At 73.5% G+C, this 17,019-nt stretch carries 14 protein-coding genes; 3 read left to right on the forward strand and 11 right to left on the reverse strand.

Features of this window, described 5'->3' with window-relative positions:
- Window positions 1-173 precede the first annotated feature (173 nt).
- The gene (locus tag CGL27_RS13000; protein ID WP_119986745.1) at window positions 174-1,823 is read left to right on the forward strand and encodes a PucR family transcriptional regulator; all 1,650 of its coding nucleotides are present in this window, start codon (window positions 174-176) and stop codon (window positions 1,821-1,823) included.
- 322 nt (window positions 1,824-2,145) lie between these two features.
- Here the strand turns inward: CGL27_RS13000 and CGL27_RS13005 are convergent, their stop codons facing one another.
- The 6 genes from CGL27_RS13005 to CGL27_RS13030 form a co-directional block, all read right to left on the reverse strand.
- Entirely contained in the window at window positions 2,146-3,318 is a 1,173-nt protein-coding gene (locus CGL27_RS13005; RefSeq protein ID WP_078640692.1) for a glycoside hydrolase family 64 protein, read from the reverse strand.
- Window positions 3,319-3,428: 110 nt separating this feature from the next.
- On the reverse strand, window positions 3,429-4,589 hold the full coding sequence (locus CGL27_RS13010; protein ID WP_240450483.1) for a glycosyltransferase family 4 protein: 1,161 nt from the start codon (window positions 4,587-4,589) through the stop codon (window positions 3,429-3,431).
- A gap of 148 nt (window positions 4,590-4,737) precedes the next feature.
- Window positions 4,738-6,483 (reverse strand): DNA repair protein RecN, encoded by a 1,746-nt coding sequence (gene recN, locus CGL27_RS13015; protein ID WP_203348407.1) that lies wholly within the window; start codon window positions 6,481-6,483, stop codon window positions 4,738-4,740.
- 665 nt (window positions 6,484-7,148) lie between these two features.
- Window positions 7,149-8,162: an NAD kinase gene (locus tag CGL27_RS13020; RefSeq protein WP_276147844.1), complete on the reverse strand. Its 1,014-nt coding sequence runs from the start codon at window positions 8,160-8,162 to the stop codon at window positions 7,149-7,151.
- Between the two features lie 38 nt (window positions 8,163-8,200).
- Window positions 8,201-9,115 (reverse strand): TlyA family RNA methyltransferase, encoded by a 915-nt coding sequence (locus tag CGL27_RS13025; RefSeq protein ID WP_119986747.1) that lies wholly within the window; start codon window positions 9,113-9,115, stop codon window positions 8,201-8,203.
- Window positions 9,116-9,228: 113 nt separating this feature from the next.
- A complete protein-coding gene (locus CGL27_RS13030; RefSeq protein WP_119994372.1) occupies window positions 9,229-9,495 on the reverse strand; it encodes a hypothetical protein in 267 nt (88 codons plus the stop codon).
- 296 nt (window positions 9,496-9,791) lie between these two features.
- On the opposite strand from CGL27_RS13030, the gene CGL27_RS13035 reads away from it, so the two are divergent.
- A complete protein-coding gene (locus tag CGL27_RS13035) occupies window positions 9,792-10,139 on the forward strand; it encodes a sterol-binding protein (protein ID WP_078640694.1) in 348 nt (115 codons plus the stop codon).
- 121 nt (window positions 10,140-10,260) lie between these two features.
- Here CGL27_RS13035 and CGL27_RS13040 read toward each other — a convergent pair whose 3' ends face one another.
- The 4 genes from CGL27_RS13040 to CGL27_RS13055 form a co-directional block, all read right to left on the reverse strand.
- Window positions 10,261-11,088: an ABC transporter ATP-binding protein gene (locus CGL27_RS13040; RefSeq protein WP_107439329.1), complete on the reverse strand. Its 828-nt coding sequence runs from the start codon at window positions 11,086-11,088 to the stop codon at window positions 10,261-10,263.
- 212 nt (window positions 11,089-11,300) lie between these two features.
- A complete protein-coding gene (locus CGL27_RS13045) occupies window positions 11,301-12,365 on the reverse strand; it encodes an iron chelate uptake ABC transporter family permease subunit (RefSeq protein WP_078640696.1) in 1,065 nt (354 codons plus the stop codon).
- Window positions 12,362-13,411, reverse strand: coding sequence for an iron chelate uptake ABC transporter family permease subunit (locus tag CGL27_RS13050; protein ID WP_119986751.1), 1,050 nt, complete (start codon window positions 13,409-13,411; stop codon window positions 12,362-12,364). The genes CGL27_RS13045 and CGL27_RS13050 overlap by 4 nt, the downstream gene beginning before the upstream one ends.
- Before the next feature lie 108 nt (window positions 13,412-13,519).
- Complete coding sequence (locus tag CGL27_RS13055) at window positions 13,520-14,557, reverse strand: HAD hydrolase-like protein (protein WP_119986753.1); 1,038 nt, start codon at window positions 14,555-14,557, stop codon at window positions 13,520-13,522.
- Window positions 14,558-14,633: 76 nt separating this feature from the next.
- Between CGL27_RS13055 and CGL27_RS13060 the strand changes: the two genes are divergently transcribed.
- The gene (locus CGL27_RS13060) at window positions 14,634-15,971 is read left to right on the forward strand and encodes a DUF1015 domain-containing protein (protein WP_119986755.1); all 1,338 of its coding nucleotides are present in this window, start codon (window positions 14,634-14,636) and stop codon (window positions 15,969-15,971) included.
- A gap of 90 nt (window positions 15,972-16,061) precedes the next feature.
- Here the strand turns inward: CGL27_RS13060 and CGL27_RS13065 are convergent, their stop codons facing one another.
- On the reverse strand, window positions 16,062-16,964 hold the full coding sequence (locus tag CGL27_RS13065; RefSeq protein WP_119994373.1) for a tetratricopeptide repeat protein: 903 nt from the start codon (window positions 16,962-16,964) through the stop codon (window positions 16,062-16,064).
- Between the last annotated feature and the right edge of the window lie 55 nt (window positions 16,965-17,019).

A 17,019-nucleotide genomic window follows, 5' to 3' on the forward strand; every position in this document is an offset into this window, starting at 1 on the left:
CGGGGGCCCGGGCACCCCCACTTCCGGGCTCGGCCCCCGCCCCGCTGCTCTTCGGCGTCCGCCCCGCCGTTCGGCGTGCGCCCCGCCCTTCGGCGTGCGCGAGCCGCGGGGCCGGGCCCAGTCGGGTCGAGGCGGGGCCTCGCGCGGGTCGAGCGGGCGGCTAGCGTGGCGGCATGGAACCGCAGGGGACGATCACCGTGGCGCGCGCCCTCGACCTGCCCGCCCTGCGCCGCGGGCTGCCGGAGGTCGTGACCGGGGACGACCTGCTCGACCGCCCGGTGCGCTGGGTGCACGCGGGTGAGGTGCCCAACATCGCCGCGCTGCTCAAGGGCGGTGAACTGCTGCTGACCACCGGGATCGGGGTCGGGTCGCGCCCCGCCGAGCAGCGCGCCTTCGTCCGCCGCCTCGCCGAGCGGGGCATCGCGGCGCTGGTGGTGGAGCTGGGGGCCCGGTTCCGCACGCTGCCGGGACTGGTCGTGGACACGGCGCGCTCGTGCGGGCTGCCGCTGGTGCAACTCCATCGCGAGGTGCCGTTCGTCACGGTCACCGAGGAGATCCACACCGAGATCGTCAATGCGCACTACGCCCTGCTGCGCCAGGCCGATGTGGTGCACCGGCAGGCCACCGAGGTGCTGCTGCGCGGCGGCGGGGTGCCGGAGATCCTGTGCCACTTCGCCACCTTCGCGGCCAATCCGGTCTTCCTGGAGACCCCCCACGGGCAGTTGCTGTACGCGGCGGGGCCGGGCGGTACGCCCCCGGCGGGCGCGGCCGATCCGCTGCAGGTGTGGGAGGGGCTGCGGGCGCGGCGCGCGGCCGAGCGGCCCGAACCACCGGCGGGCAGCGTGATGGCGGACATCCCGGGCGGCGGGCCAGGACCCGGCTCCGTACGGGCGCGGCTGACCGTCCTTCCGGTGGCCGGGCCGCTGGGGCCGGTGCACCGGATCGCCGCCGAGCGGACGGCGGATCTGCTGGCGGTGGTGCTGCTGCGGACGCGTCAGGAGGAGGAGCTGGCGGCGCGCGGGCGCGGGGACTTCCTCACCGATCTCGCGGAGGGCCGCATCGAGGCGTCGGACGCCCCCGCCCAGGCCCGGGTGCTGGGCTTTAGGCCGGGCGCGGACGGGCCGTTGCTGCCGGTGGTGATGCGGCTGGTGGAGGATCCCCGCCCGCTCGCCGGGGGCGGGGAGAGCTGGGCGGCGCTGGCCCACGCCCTGCAGGAGGAGCTGGCGGCGGTCGGGGTGCCGGTGCTGCTCGGCGTACGGCTTCCGGAGGGTCGGGTTCCGCTGCTGGCGGGGCTGCGCGGCGCGACCGAGCGCGGCGCCGTGGCCGAGCGGATCGCGACGGCGCTGCGAACCGGGGTGGAGCGGGCCTGGCCGGACCGGGCCGGCGCCCGGCCGCCGGTGGTGATCGCCGGGCTCGCGGTCGGCTGGGACGCGGCCGGTGCCGAACTGCGGCATGCGGCGGAGGCGGCGAACGCGGCGCGCGGGCTGACCGACCGCGACTGGTACGACGTACGGAGCCTGGATGTCGACCTGTTGCTGTGGCGACTGCGGGAGCACGGCGATCTGGCCGCCTTTGTCGACCGGGTGATCGGTCCGCTGCTCGCTCATGACCGCACCGCCCGCCCGCCGCTGGTGCCGACGCTGGAGACATATCTGCGCCATGCGGGCCGTAAGGCGGAGACGGCCCGCGCGCTGCACCTCAACCGCCAGACGCTGTACGACCGGCTGGCCCGGATCTCCCGGCTGCTGGGCAGCGATCTGGAGGACCCGCAGACGGTTCTCGCCCTGGGAGTGGCCCTCCAGGCCCGCCGCCATGTGCGGTGACGCGTTCGCGGGCCGCTCCGCCGTGCCCGGGCTCCCCGCCCGGCGTCCCCCCGCGCCGCCGGGCGGGTCGCCACGCGGGTAGCCGGGCGGGGAGAGGCTCCCTCACCGTCCGCCGCGCCGCCCCGCCGTGCGCCGCGGACACCTCCCCGCCCGGCCGCTGTGTGCCGAACCGCGGCCGGACCCTGCCCGGCCTGGCGGGTCTTTCCGCTCCCCGCCCCTTCCCGCAGCATCGATATGCGGCTCCGCCGCATACCGTCAGGCGTCGGGAAGGGGGCGGAGAGGGAGCAGCCCGCCGCAGGCGTCACGATCCGCCGGACGCTCCCTAGAACGGAGTCAGCGTGAGCGTGATCCCCTTGGGGGCGGTGTCCTGGATGTAGGACGCGAACTCGGCCACGTCATCGAAGGCGAAGCCGTACGCCTTGCCGTCCACGGTCGCCGCGTGCATGGCCTTGGCGTAGTGGTTGGTGACCTCCTCGCCGTAGAAGGCGGCGGGGTCGGTGGTCGGCTGGGCGTCGGTGTTGTGCAGCGTGGTGCGGTTGAAGCCCGCGCCGAGGATCGCCGCGACCGGGCCCGTCGTCCCGTCGTTGGGCGCGGCCAGGGCGCCGTCGCAGAACAGCACGTCCTTGGTGGAGGGCTTGTCGAAGGAGACCGACGCCGGGCCGGTGAAGGCGAACTTCCCGCCGCTCACCCGGCCGGTGAAGGTGCCCGCGTTGGTGGTGACCTTGAGGTCCTTCGATCCGTAGGCGTCCCAGACCTGGTCGATGTACGACGCGAAGTAGTCCTCCGCGAACAGCCCCGCGCCCATGCCATGGCCCGGAGCGATCACCCGCAGATTGTCGCCGACGATCAGCTTCTTGTAGGCGTCGACACCGGCAAGGTCGGAGAAGACCTTGGCGCGGGCGCCGTCCTTGAGGGTGCCGGTCGTCTGGTCCTGGGCACCGGTGAGGTGGATCGACAGCGGGACGCTGAACATGTCCACCATGGTGGTGTTGCAGAACATCCCGGAGGAGTTGTACGTGAACTCCGCGCAGTCGTGCATGATGTCGAAGTTCGGGTCGCCGGACACCCAGCCGGCCGGGTACTGCAGCGCGGGCTTGCCCGCCCCGTCCTCGACCACCTTGAGCTTGAGCTTCGAGCCGAGCGCGACATAGATCCGGCCCGACATCTGCGGCAGGTTCAGCTTGGTGTCACCGCTGCCGGCCAGCGGGATCGCGTAGTCGGTGAAGCCGTCCGAGCCGTTGTCGGAGAGCGCGACGGGGGCGATGGTGCCGTCGGGGGTGACGTGGACCTGCCGGTCGCCCTCGTTGCCGACGATGTAGAGCCAGACCGATGCGTTGTCGTACTGCCCCGTCTTGTTGACGACAGTCAGGGGCAGGGAGGCGGCGGCCTTCGCGCTCGGCGCACCGCTGGCACGGCCGCCGGCGAAGGCCAGGCCGGTTCCCGCGGCAGCGGCGGAGGCGGCTATGCCACCCAGCAGCTTCCTGCGACTGATCATGATGATGGTGCTCCTCGGCGTAGTGGGGGTTGCCGGGAAAATGGCGTGGGGGGTAACGAGAAGTACGAATTGAGAGCGCTCTCTCGTTCCTCTGCCCAGCACCCTGCCGATCAACGACCGGGCCCGTCAACCCCTTCACGCAGAAAGGTCTGCACCAACTCATCGTAGACGCTGAGCACATGGGCGACGGTGTCGTCCTCCGTCGGCCAGCCGGCCGTCCGCGCCCGCCCCGCCGCGGCGAGCTCGGCCCGGCGCACCGGATCGGCGAGCAGCCCGGTCACGGCGTCGGCCAGGGCCTCCGGATCGCCGTAAGGGACGAGTTCGGCCGCGTCCCCGACCAGCTCCGGCACCCCGCCCACCGCCGTGGCCACCAGCGGCACCCCCGCGTGCAGCGCCTCCTGGGCCAGCAGCGAGCGCGCCTCCCAGCGGCTGGAAAGCACCGCTACATCGGCCGCGGAGAGCAGCCCCGGCACATCCTCACGCCGGCCGAGCAGCCGCACCGGCAGCCCCTCCAGGTCGATCCGGCGCTGCAGCACCGCACGGTCCGGCCCCTCCCCCGCCACCACCAGCAGCGGCTGCGGATCCAGCCCGCGCCAGCGCCGCGCCGCGTCCAGCAGTGGACCGTGTCCGGCCACCGCCTCCAGCCGACCCGCCGTGACCAGCAACGGCCGCTCCACCACGCCCAGTTCGGCCCGCGCCTTCTGGCGGCGGCCGTCGCCCGGCTCCGGTGCCGGGCGCGGGGCGGGCACCGCGACCGGCGCGAGCCGCGCGTCGCGCGCACCGCGGGCCCGGGCCCGCTCCACCAGATCCGAGGACACCCCGAGCACGATCGCGGCGGCCCGCGCCACCCGGCGCTCCATCAGCCCGACGAGACGGGCCCGCGCGCCCTCGGCGTCCACACGGGTGTGCCAGGTGACGATCAACGGCACATTCCGGCCACGCAGCGCCACCGCGGCCAGCAGCCCCGAACGCAGCCCGTGAGCGTGCACCAGGGCCGCTCCGAGAGTGGCCCTGCGCAGCGACGCCATGCTTCCGGCGCCCGTCAGGGCGTCGAGCCCGGTGAACCGCGCTCCCGTCTGGGTGAAGCCGTAGCCCCGCTCGGCGCTCCAGGGCCCGCAGACGGTCACCCGCAGTCCGCGCGCCTCCAGCCCGGCCGACAGCGACCGCACATGCACCCCGCTGCCCGAACTCCCGCCGCCCAGCACCTGAACGGCGTGCAGCGACGACTGCCCGAGCGGCGGGACCGGGGTGCTACTCACGGTACTGCTCACGCGGGCGGAGCTCCTGAAACGGTGTCGGGCGAAAAGGAGGGACCGCCCAAGGATGCCAGCACTCGCCGAACCCTCGTCGCAACGCTCCCCGGCGACGTCTACCCCGAGCTCGCCCGTACGTCCGCGGTACCACCCTTTCGGGTGAAGGTCAGCGTCCCGCGCGTGCCGCCTCCAGGAGCTCTTCCGCATGCGCCCGCGCGAGTTCGGAGTCCTCCTGGCCCGCGAGCATCCGCGACAGCTCCCGTACGCGGTCCTCGCCCTCCATGGCCTTGACCCCGCTGCGTGTCACCGCCCCGTCGTTGGTCTTCTCGACCACCAGATGCCGGTCGGCGAACGCCGCGACCTGCGGCAGATGGGTGACCACCACGACCTGCGCGGAGCGCGCGAGCCGGGCCAGCCGACGGCCCACCTCGACCGCCGCCTTACCGCCGACGCCCGCGTCCACCTCGTCGAAGAGATACGTCGGCACGGGGTCCGAGCCGGCGAACACGACCTCGACCGCGAGCATCACCCGGGACAGCTCACCTCCGGAGGCACCCTTGGCGATCGGCCGGGGCGGGGCGCCCGGATGCGGGGCGAGCAGCAACTCGACCTCATCGGCCCCATGCGGCCCGAAAACGACCGCGCGGCCGCCCACCTCGATGCCGTCCGCCTCCGTCTCGGTCTGGCTGATCGCGAACGTGACCCGGGCATGCGGCATCGCCAGGGAGGCCAGCTCGGCGGTGACCGCCTCCGCGAAGCGCCCCGCGGCCTCCGTACGGGCGTCGGTGAGCGTCTGCGCCAGCTCGCCCAGCTCGGCGCGGAGCGCGTCACGCTCCGCGGCCAGCTCGCCGATGCGGTCGTCGTCGCCGTCGAGTTCGGCCAGCCGGGCGGCGCCCTGCTCCGCCCAGGCCAGCACGTCCGCGATGGTCTCGCCGTACTTACGGGTGAGCTGCGCCAGCGCGGCGCGGCGCTCCTCGACGGCACCCAGGCGGATCGGGTCGGCGTCGAGGTTGTCGGCGTACCCCGCGAGTTCCCCGGCCACATCGGACACCAGGATGCCGATCTCACCGATCCGGTCGGCGAGCCCGGCCAGCGCCGAGTCATGGGAGCGCACGGCCTCCACGGCGCGATGGGCGCCCGCGACCAGGGTGGCCGCGTCCACACCCTCCGGATCCTCCGGATTCCCGGCGAGGGCGGCGTGCGCGAGCGCGGCGGCGGACGCCAGGGCCTCGGCGTGCCCCAGCCGTTCGGCCTCTGCCGCCAGCTCGACGTCCTCCCCCGGCCGGGGCTCGGCGTCCGCGACCTCTTCGAGCCCGAACCGCAGCAGATCCGCCTCCTGCGCCCGCTCGCGGGCCCGCGTGGTCAACTCCTCCCACTCGGCCGAGACGGCGCGCAGTCGGCGATAGGCCCCCGCGTACTTCTCCAGGGGCCCGGCCACCGCGTCCCCCGCGTACCGGTCCAGCGCCTGCCGCTGCCGGGCGGGCCGCAGCAGCCCCTGCTGATCGGTCTGGCCGTGCACGGCCACCAGATCGTCGGCCAGCTCGCCCAGCAGCCCCACGGGCACCGACCGGCCGCCCACATGCGCGCGCGACCGCCCCTCGGCGGAGAGCGTACGGCTGATCAGCAGCACGCCGTCCTCAAGCTCGGCCCCCGCTTCCTCGGCCCTTACGGCCGCCGTCGAACGGGCGTCTACCGTAATGCGCCCCTCGACGACCGCCGCCTTGGCCCCGATCCGCACCAGGGCGGCATCGGCCCGGCCGCCCAGCAGCAGCCCGAGGCTGGTGACGACCATGGTCTTGCCCGCGCCGGTCTCACCGGTCACCGCGGTGAAGCCGGGCGACAGCTCGACGACCGCGTCGTCGATGACGCCCAGCGCACGTATCCGCATCTCCTCCAGCACGTGCACGACCATACGAGGTTTGGCCGGTGCGATGCGACGAAGGGGCGCCACTTGTGGGGTCGACCCGCACAGATGCCCGGTGCGGAGCACGGGCGCCTCCGGCGGAAAGCCCCCACCCCGCCCCTTCCCACAGCATCAATACGCGGCTCCGCCGCGTGGGGGGGCTCCGCCCCGGACCCCGCTCCTCAAACGCCGGAGGGGCTGAATTTTCCACCCCGGACGATCCGGAACCGCACACCACCCGCGCCACCGACGACACCCGCAACACGGCTGGAGGGGCGGGGTCGCTCCCACCCCCGAGCTGAGCGCGGGACAGTCAGGCGCCCCGTGCCACCGGCGGCTAGCCACAAGACGGCAGGACGGCGCGGGCTCGCACCCACCCCCAGCCAACACCCGGCCCCGGGCCGAACGCGGGACGGGCAGGCGGCCCGTGCCACCGGCGGGCGGTCGCCGACGAGACGGGAGGGGGCGGGGGCGCAGGGGTGGGGTCCTGGACGCTTACGTGTATTTGTGGCGCCAATCCCCGACCAACTCAACGCCCCCGGCCAATGGCGCCGTAAATATACGGTCCAGGGCCCCGCCCCGGAGGCCCCGCACCCGGCACCCACCCCCGGACCCACCGCGCACCCCAGCAACCACCACCACACCCGCACCCCGCACCCCCAGCAGCCACCAAACTAGTGCGGCGCCCCCCGCCACCCCGCCACCGGCAACGCGAACTTGGCGACCAAGCGGTCCGTGAACGACGCATGGTGGAGTCGGGCCAGCCGCACCGGTACCGCGCCCCGCCGCACCTCCACCCGCGCCCCCGCCGGGAGCTCCACCGTGCGGCGGCCGTCGCACCACAGCACCCCATGCGGAGTCTGCGGCTGCACCTCCACCGCGAGCACCGACTTCGGCGACGTCACCAGCGGCTTGGCGAACAGCGCGTGAGCGCTGATCGGCACCATCAGCAGCGCCTCCACCTCGGGCCACACCACCGGACCGCCCGCCGAGAACGCGTAGGCCGTCGAGCCGGTCGGGGTCGCGCAGACCACGCCGTCGCCGCCGAAGCGCGAGACCGGCCGGTTGTCGACCTCCGTGACGACCTCGAGCAGCCGCTCACGCGCCGCCTTCTCGACCGACGCCTCGTTCAGCGCCCAGTCCGTGTGCACGATGTGCCCGTCGTTGCGGACGAGCACATCGATCGTCATCCGCTCCTCGACCTCGTACTGCCGGGTCACCACCCGGTCCACGACCTTGTCGAGGTCGTCCCGCTCGGCCTCGGCCAGGAAGCCCACCCGCCCGAGGTTCACCCCGAGCATCGGCACGCCCGAGACCCGGGCGAACTCCGCTCCGCGCAGCAGCGTCCCGTCCCCGCCGAGCACGATCAGCAGCTCACAGCCGTTCAGCACGTCACGGCCCGCGTCGACGCGCTCGACAGCGGGTGGCAGCGGCAGGTCCGCGGCCTCGGCAGCGAGCACCCGCACCCCGATACCGCTGCGCAGCAGCCCCTGAACGACCAGTTCGGCGCTGCGGATGGCCGCCGGGCGGCCGGTGTGCGCAAGCAGGAAGACAGTGCGGTCCGCCGTCGGCTCGGCGGCCGGCGTGAACGGTACATGCGCCGTTTCGGGCGTAGCCGCACCGGCCACGCCCGCCCCGACCGCACCCGCCTCGGCCACGCCCGCCCCGGGCACAGCCGTCTCGGACACGGACACTGCTTCCTTCTCCTGCGCTGCTTCTGAAGTGGTCAACTGGGCCCCTCCGCCACTGCACGGTCAACATCCGCCGGGTCCAGTGCCGGCGCCCCGGCGCGCATCCACAAAAAGTACTCGACATTGCCCGACGGCCCCGGGAGCGGGCTGGCGGTCACGCCCAGCACACCCAGTCCGAGTTCCGCCGCCCGCTCGGCCACCGTACGCACCGCTTCGGCGCGCAGGTCGGCGCTGCGGACCACTCCCCCGCTGCCCAGCCGCTCCTTGCCGACCTCGAACTGTGGTTTGACCATCAGCACCAGATCGGCGTCGGGCGCCGCGCACCGCACGAGGGCGGGCAGTACCAGCCCGAGCGGGATGAAGGAGAGATCGCCGACCACCAGGTCCACCGGTTCCCCACCAATCCGCTCAAGTGTCAGCTCGCGTACGTTCGTACGGTCGTAAACGCTGACGCGTTCATCGCTCTGCAGCGACCAGGCGAGCTGGCCGTAGCCGACGTCGACGGCGAGCACCCGCGCGGCTCCCGCACGCAGCAGAACGTCCGTGAAGCCTCCGGTCGACGCACCCGCGTCCAGCGCCCGCCGCCCGGCGACCTTCAACCCGGCTCCGGCTCCGGCACCAGCGCCAGCTCCCGCTGCCGGGGCCGGAGCCGGGGCCGGGCGGACTCCGGAGCCCTGCCCCGCGCCCGCACCCTCCCGGTACTCCTCGCTGAACACGTACAGCGCGCCCGCGAGCTTGTGGCCACCGCGCGAGACATAGTCCGGATCGCTGTCGTCCTCGATCACGACGACGGCCGCGCTGGTCTCCACCTGCGTGGCCGGTTTGGTCGCCACCGCCCCGCCGACGGTGACCCGGCCCGCGGCGATCAGCTGGCTCGCATGCTCACGCGAACGCGCCAGCTTGCGGCGCACCAGCTCCGCGTCGAGTCGTACGCGTCGTGGGCGGGTCACTGCCACGGGTGGTTCAGCTCCTGAGGTCGTTCATGTAGCGGACGAGGTCACTGCGTAGTGGACGAAGTCGTTTGCGTAACGGACGGGGTCGCTTACCCAGCCGACGGAGTCGTCTACGTAGCGGACGGGGGCCGGGGGCCGGGCGCAGGGGGCCCGGGCCGCCGGTCGAGTGCTGTCAGCGTGTCGCGGAGCCCCCCGTGGACATCCTCGTACACCGCCAGATGCCCGCTCGTCTCGAGGTGGTCGGCGTCGGCCAGCCGATCGAGCCGGGCATCCACCTCGGGGACGCCGGTGGGCGCACGGTCCACGCCGAGCGGGGCCGGTTCAGCGGGGCCGGGCGGCTCCGGCACGGGCACGGGCTCCGGGGCCTCCTCCGACACCGGCTCCGGCGCCTCTTCCCGCCCCGTCCCGGTCCCGGGATCCGTCTCCCCGACCCCGCCCGCAACCGTGTACGGGACCGCCTCCGGTCCGGGCGGTCCGGGCTCCACACCAGCCCCCGGGAGCGGCCCGGGCACGGCTTCCTGGGCCCGCTCGGCCGCGGCTTCCTGGGCCCGCTCGGCCGCCGTATCGGGCTGTGGGCCGGGCCATCCGGCCGACATCGGCTCGCTCATGGCCCCGACGCTACCGCGAATCCCTCGTTCTCCGACGTACGAGAGCTGGGGTAACGTCATCCGCGATGGCGACCTTGGAACAGTGCCGCAGCGCACTCGACAAACTGGCGGAGAACCTCGCGAGCGCGAACGGGGACCTGCGCAGCGCTGCCGCGCTCGACCGCTCCGTCAGCTGCTGGATCACCGACCTGGACACCACCTTCGCCGGCCGTCTCATGGAGGGCCGGATCGAGGATGTGACGACCGAGCCGGGCCCGCCCGCCGAGCGCGCGCAGATCCGGCTGGCGATGAGCGGCGACGATCTGGTGGCCCTGGTCGACGGTGAGCTGCACTTCGCACGGGCGTGGGGCAGCGGACGGATCAAGCTCGAGGCCGGGCTGCGCGACCTGATGCGACTGCGGAAGCTGCTCTAGCCGCCACATCGCTCGCCCACGCGGCGGGCGCGCACACCGCCACGCAGCCGGCGCGGCACCGCGGCCGCACGCCACGGCTCACGGGCGCGGACGCCCACCCAACCGCGCCCCCGCGAGCCCCTCAGGACTCGCTCACCGCACCGGCCAGCGGCGCGGGCGCCTCGACCCGTGCCGTACGGGACCGGCGGGCGGCCGGGATGACCAGCGGCGTCCCCGTCTCCGGGTCGTCGATCACCTGGCAGGGCAGCCCGAAGACCCGCTCCACCTGCTCCGCCGTGACCACGTCCCCCGGCGCCCCCTCGGCGACGACCTCGCCGCCCCGCATCGCGATCAGATGGGTGGCGTAGCGGGCGGCGTGGTTCAGGTCGTGCAGAACGGCGACGAGGGTACGGCCCTGCTCCTCGTGGAGCTGGGCGCACAGGTCCAGCACATCGATCTGGTGCTGGATGTCCAGATAGGTCGTGGGCTCGTCGAGGAGCAGCAGCGGGGTCTGCTGGGCGATGGCCATCGCGATCCATACCCGCTGACGCTGACCGCCGGACAATTCGTCGACATAACGATCCGCGAGCTCCGCCACCCCGGTCGCCGCCATCGATTCGTCGACGATCCGCTCGTCCGTCTCCGACCACTGCCGCAGCAGCCCCTGGTGCGGATAGCGGCCGCGGGCGACCAGATCGGCGACCGTGATCCCGTCCGGGGCGATCGAGGACTGGGGCAGCAGCCCAAGGGTGCGGGCGACCTTTTTGGCGGGCATCGCGCCGATCGCCTGCCCGTCCAGCAGCACCGATCCGGCCACCGGCTTGAGCATCCGGGACAGGGCGCGCAGCAGGGTCGACTTGCCACAGGCGTTCGGCCCGACGATCACCGTGAAGGAGTGGTCGGGGATGGTCACGGACAGCTTCTCGGCGACCGTGCGCCGGTCGTAGGCGAGGGTCAGCCCCTCCGCCATGAGCCGCTGCCGCCCCTGTGCGCTGCCGCTCCCGCTACCGCGCCCGCTGTCGCTACCGCCGTCACTCCCGCTGCCGCCGTCGGCCACGGTCTGCCGGGTGTCCTTGTCCATGTCGCCTTCCGTCCGGGTCGAGCCCACAGTCGTCATATCCGCCCCAGCGTCATACCGAGCCCCAGCATCGCGTCCATCCAAGCCCTCATACCCGCCCCGCCCTATATCCGCCCCGCCCTGCGCTCAGTCACCAGCAGCCACAGCAGATAGGCCCCGCCCAGCATCCCCGTCAGCACCCCGACCGGAAGCTGGTCGGCGCCGAAGGCCCGCTGGGCCGCCCAGTCGGCGGTGACCAGCAGGGCGGCGCCCATCCAGGCCGCGGGGAGCAGGTTGGGCCCGGACGAGCGGGTGAGCCTGCGGGCGAGTTGCGGGGCGACGAGCGCCACGAAGGCGACAGGCCCGGCGGCGGCCGTGGCGGCGGCGGTGAACACGACGGCCGTGAACATGAGCACCAGCCGGGTCCGCTCGACCCGCACCCCGAGGGCGTACGCGCTGTCGTCGCCCATCTCCAGCATCCGCAGGTTCCGCGCCTGCCCGAGGACCACGGGCAGGAGCACCGCGCAGACGCACGCCAGCGGCCACACCTGGGCCCAGTCCCGCCCGTTGAGCGATCCGGCGATCCACACCACCGCGCGGGTCGCGTCCGGGAGGTCGGCCCTGGTGAGCAGGTAGCCGTTGACGGCGGTGAGCATCGCGGACGTGCCGATGCCCACCAGCACCAGCCGGTATCCGTGCACGCCGCGCCGCCACGCCAGGGTGTAGACCGCGAACCCGGTCAGCAGGCCGCCGCCGAGCGCGCCGATGGCGACCTCGGTCGGATCGCCCTGGAGGAGGACGATCACGGTGAGCGCCCCGGCCGCAGAGCCCTGGCCGAGGCCGATCACGTCCGGACTGCCCAGCGGGTTGCGGGAGATGGACTGGAAGATCGCCCCGGCCACCCCGAGGGCCGCGCCGACCAGCAGCCCCGCCAGGACTCGCGGCAGCCGCAGTTCGTTGACGATGAAGTCCTGGGCCACCGTGCCGTTTCCGGCCAGGGTGCGCAGGACATCGGCGGGGGCGAGGGGGAAGTCGCCGGTGCCGATCAGGACCACGCTCATCGCCAGCGCCACGACGAGCAGCAGCAGCCCCACGACCGCGCCGCGGACCTCCAGGCGCAGCGAGAGGCCGGCGGTGCGCAGCGTGACCCCGCGCGTCCCGCGCTTGCTGATGCGCTTGCTCGCGTTCACAGTTGGGCCATCCTTCGGCGGCGTACGAGGTAGATGAACAGGGGCCCGCCGATGAACGTGGTGACGATGCCGACCTGCAGTTCGGCGGGCCGGGTGACCAGCCGCCCCAGCACATCGGAGCCCAGCAGGAGAACGGGCGAGAGCACGGCGGCGTACGGCAGGATCCAGCGCATGTCGGGCCCGGTGATCGCGCGGACCAGATGCGGCACGATCAGCCCGACGAACGCGATCGGCCCGCAGGCGGCGGTCGCGGCCCCGCACAGCAGGGTGACGGCGGCCATCGAGAGCGCCCGGGTGCGGTTGAGGTTGGTGCCGAGCGCGCGCGCCGTGTCGTCGCCGAGCGCCACGGCGTTGAGCGAACGGCCGAGCGCGAGCGCGAGCACCGCGCCGATCAGGAGGAACGGGGTCACCTGCTGGACCACGGTCATATTGGCGGAGGCGAGCGAACCGACCGTCCAGAAGCGCATCTTGTCGAGCGCCGCGCTGTCCAGCAGCTGAACGGCGTTGATGTAGCCGTAGAGCGCCGCGTACACCGCCGTACCGGCGAGCGCGAGCCGCACCGGGGTGGCGCTCCTGCTGCCCCCGAGCGCGTACACCAGCACGGAGACGACGGCGGTGCCGAGGAACGCGAACCACACATAGCCGGTCAGGGAGGTGACGCCGAGGAAGCTGATGGCCGAGACGACGGCGGCGGACGCGCCCGCGTTCAGCCCCAGCAGCCCGGGGTCGGCGAGCGGGTTGCGGGTGAGGGCCTGGATGACCGCGCCCGCGAGGCCGAGGCCGACCCCGACGAGCAGCCCGAGGATGGTGCGCGGCAGCCGTACGTCCCGGATCACCACATCGGTGTCGCTGCCGGTGTAGTGGAACAGCCCGTGCCACACCTGGTCCAGCGGAATCGGCTTGGCGCCGAACGCGATGGACGCCGCGGCGATCGCCAGCAGCACGCCCAGGGAGGCGACCAACCCGGTCGCACGGCGCGCGGTGCGCCGCCGGGGCGGCGCGCTCGCTGTCTCGGTCCCGGCTTTCGCCGGACTGACCAGGGTCACGCGGAACTCCACCTCACAGCACGGCCGATCAGGACTCAGGTTAGGTTACCCTAAGTCCTAAGTCTTACTGGTCGCATGCGTACGGGTTCCCCGGAGCGCGAGCCCGGCTCACCACCCCAGCCGTGCCAGCGCCTTCCCCGCATCCGCCTCGCTCACACCGTCCCCCGCCTCGGACCACGCCGCCGCGCACAGTGCCCGCAGACCGTCCAGCGGCTCCTTGCCCTCGCCCTCCAGCACCAGCTCGCGCTGGGCGACCCGCGCCGTCCAACCCCCGCACCGGAAACCGCCGGACGCCTCGTCGTGCGCCACCTCCGGCTGCGGGGTGAGCAGCCCCCGCAGGTCGCGGTCCACATACGCCGGCCGGTGCCCGGGCTCGGCGGCCAGCAACTGTGCGGGCGTGGTCACCCCGGTCAGCACCAGCAGCGAGTCCACCCCGCCCGCGTACGCGCCCTCGATATCGGTGTCCAGCCGGTCCCCGACCACCAGCGGCCGCTCGGCGCCGGTCCGCAGAATCGTCTCCCGGTGCATCGGCGGCAGCGGCTTCCCCGCGGCCTGCGGGGTCTTGCCCGTGACGATGCGCACGACCTCCACCGCCGCGCCGTTGCCCGGGGCGATGCCCCGCCCGCTGGGAATCGTCAGATCCAGGTTGGAGGCGAACCACGGCACCCCGCGCGCCACCGCGTACCCCGCCTCCACCAGCCGCGCCCACGGCATGTCCGGCCCCCCGTACCCCTGCGCCACCGCCGCCGGGTCGTCGTCCGCCGAGTCCACCGGGGTCAGCCCGCGCTCGCGCAGCGCCACCCGCAGCCCCTCCCCGCCGATCACCAGCACCCGCGCCCCGTTGGGCAACTGCTCGGAGATCAGCCGGGCGACCGCCTGCGCGGAGGTGATCACATCGTCGGGAGCGGCGGGCATCCCGAGCCGCGTCAGATGCTCGGCCACCGCCTCCGGCGTCCGCAGCGCGTTATTGGTCACATACGCCAGCCGCATCCCGGCGTCCCGCGCGGTGACCAGCGACTCCACGGCATGGTCAATCGCCTCGCCGCCCGCGTACACCACCCCGTCGAGGTCCAGCAGGGCCGTGTCGTACGCCTCGTTCAGCGACTGCCGGCTGGGCTCGGGCCGGGTGCGGACGGGCTGGTTCATGGCGGGAACTCCTCGCTGATCTGTGCGCTTCTCCCCCGATCATCGCGTATCGCCGCACGGGGCATAACATTCACTGATGAGCATTCCAGGGCCTGGCGGACAAGGTCTGCAGCTCACCCCTTTCCGGGGGCTGCGCTATGTCGCGGAGCGGGTCGGCAGTCTCGCCGCTGTCACCTCACCGCCCTACGACGTGGTCGTACGGCCCGAGGGCCTGCGCCAACTCGAGACGGCGGACCCCTACAACATCGTCCGGCTGATCCTGCCGCAGGCCGACTCCCCGGAGGCCCGCCACCGCCAGGCCGCCGATACGCTGCGCCGCTGGCAGGCGGACGGCGTACTCGCCCCGGACCCCGAACCCGCGCTCTACGTCTACGAACAGCGCGACGGCCCCACCCTCCAGCGCGGGCTGATCGGCGCACTGCGGCTGAGCCCCCGTGAGGAGGGCATCGTCCTCCCCCACGAGGAGGTCATGCCGCATGTCGTCGAGGACCGAGCCGATCTGATGCGCGCCACGGCCGCCCATCTGGAGCCGCTGCTCCTCGCCTACCGCGGCAACGGCAACGGCAAGGGGACTTCGGGGAACGGAGCCGCCGGGCCGGGCACCGGAGGGGCCGCGCGAGTCATCGAAAGCGCCATCCAGCGCGAGCCGTTGCTCTCCACGACCACCGAGGACGGCGTCGACCACCATCTGTGGCGGGTCACGGATCCCGCCGACCTGGTGGCGGTCTCCGCCGACCTCCGCCACCACCAGGCCCTCATCGCCGACGGCCACCACCGCTGGGCCACCTATCTTCGGCTGCGCGAGGAGCGCCGGGAGCCCGGCCCCTGGGACTTCGGGCTCGTCCTGCTCGTCGACACCGCCCGCTATCCCCTCCGCGTCCGGGCCATCCACCGGCTGCTCCGCCAACTGTCACCGGACGACGCGCTCACGGCGGCGGCGCATGCCTTCCGGGTACGGACGATCGACGGCCCGCTCCCGCGCGCCCTGGAGACACTCGCCGAGGCGGCCGAGGCGGCCCGCGCCGAGCCCGGCGCGCCGAACACCTTCCTGCTGGCCGGGGACGGCCGCTTCCACCTCCTGGACCGGCCGGATCCGGAACTGCTGGCCCGTACCGTCCCCGAGGGACGACCGGAGGCATGGCGGACCCTGGACGCGACAGTGCTCCACCACACCCTGCTGGACCATCTGTGGCACGTCCCGGACACACCCGAGCACATCGGCTACATCCACGACCCGGCGGCGGCCGTCGAGCAGGCGGAGCGGCTGGGCGGTACGGCGGTGCTGATGCATGCGGTGGGCGAGGACATCGTGCACGAGCTGGCGCGGCAGGGCATCGCGATGCCGCACAAGTCGACGTCCTTCGGGCCGAAGCCGGCGACGGGGCTGGTGCTGCGGAGCCTGACGCTGGGCTGAGCCCTTCGACCGCGGACGTGCGGGCGGAGACGCGAGCGGACATACGAGTGGGGCGGAACCCCGAACCGGGATCCCGCCCCACTCATGACATCAGCTGTCGTCGCCGTCCTTCTCGGGCAGCCCGGCCTGGTCCTCGGACATCGCCTCCGCCGTCGGCTCGACGTCCTCGGCCGAGTCTTCGGCGTCGTCGTCCTGGCCCTCGTCCTCGGCGTCCTCGGGCTCCTCGTCGGACTGGAGCTCCTCGACCGCGGGCTCGACGGCCTCGGGTTCCGCGTCAGCCTCGGGTTCCGCGTCAGCCTCGGCCTCTTCGACCTTGGGCTCCGCGACCGGCTTGAGGGCGTCGTCCGCCTCCTGCTCGGGGTCGAGGGCGTCCACGAACTCAACCCCGTCCAGCTCGGCGAGCCGATCCGACGCGTCCGTGGTCCCGCCCTGATCCGCCTCGAGCGCCTTGGCGAACCACTCGCGGGCCTCGTCCTCGCGGCCGACCGCCAGCAGCGCGTCGGCGTACGCATAGCGCAGCCGGGCGGTCCACGGCTGGATGGAATGCGAGGCCAACTCCGGGCTCTGCAGGGTGACCACGGCGGCGTCGGCCTGGCCCATGTCCCGCCGGGCACCGGCGGCCACCATCCGCATCTCGACCTGACCGGCCCGGTCCAGCTTCTGCACCTCCGGCTCACCGGCCATGGCCAGCGCCCGCTCGGGACGGCCCATGCCACGCTCGCAGTCGGCCATCACCGGCCACAGGTCGGAGTTGCCGGTCATCCGGCGCGCGGCGCGGAACTCCGCGAGCGCCTCGGAGTACTTCCCGACGGCGTACGAGGCGAAGCCCGCGGCCTCGCGCACGGCGGCCACCCGGGAGGCGAGCCGCAGGGCGACGCGCGCGTACTGGTACGCCTGCTCGGGATCGTCGTCCAGCAACTTGGCGACCATGACGAGGTTCCTGGCGACGTCCTCGGCGAGAGTCTTCGGCAGGCTCATCAGCTCCTGCCGCACACCCTTGTCGATCTCCTCGCCTGTGACGTCCTCGGGGATCGGCAGCCGCTTGATC

The sequence above is a fragment of the Streptomyces sp. 11-1-2 genome, assembly GCF_003595545.1.
In the GTDB taxonomy this organism is placed as follows: domain Bacteria; phylum Actinomycetota; class Actinomycetes; order Streptomycetales; family Streptomycetaceae; genus Streptomyces; species Streptomyces hygroscopicus_B.

What these genes read in the sequence shown, in the direction of transcription:
- CGL27_RS13060 (WP_119986755.1), top strand. Translation starts at nt 14,634, where the DNA reads ATGAGCATTCCAGGGCCTGGCGGACAAGGTCTGCAGCTCACCCCTTTC.
- recN (WP_203348407.1), bottom strand. Translation starts at nt 6,483, where the DNA reads ATGGTCGTGCACGTGCTGGAGGAGATGCGGATACGTGCGCTGGGCGTC.
- CGL27_RS13040 (WP_107439329.1), bottom strand. Translation starts at nt 11,088, where the DNA reads ATGGCGGAGGGGCTGACCCTCGCCTACGACCGGCGCACGGTCGCCGAG.
- CGL27_RS13055 (WP_119986753.1), bottom strand. Translation starts at nt 14,557, where the DNA reads ATGAACCAGCCCGTCCGCACCCGGCCCGAGCCCAGCCGGCAGTCGCTG.
- CGL27_RS13005 (WP_078640692.1), bottom strand. Translation starts at nt 3,318, where the DNA reads ATGATCAGTCGCAGGAAGCTGCTGGGTGGCATAGCCGCCTCCGCCGCT.
- CGL27_RS13000 (WP_119986745.1), top strand. Translation starts at nt 174, where the DNA reads ATGGAACCGCAGGGGACGATCACCGTGGCGCGCGCCCTCGACCTGCCC.
- CGL27_RS13035 (WP_078640694.1), top strand. Translation starts at nt 9,792, where the DNA reads ATGGCGACCTTGGAACAGTGCCGCAGCGCACTCGACAAACTGGCGGAG.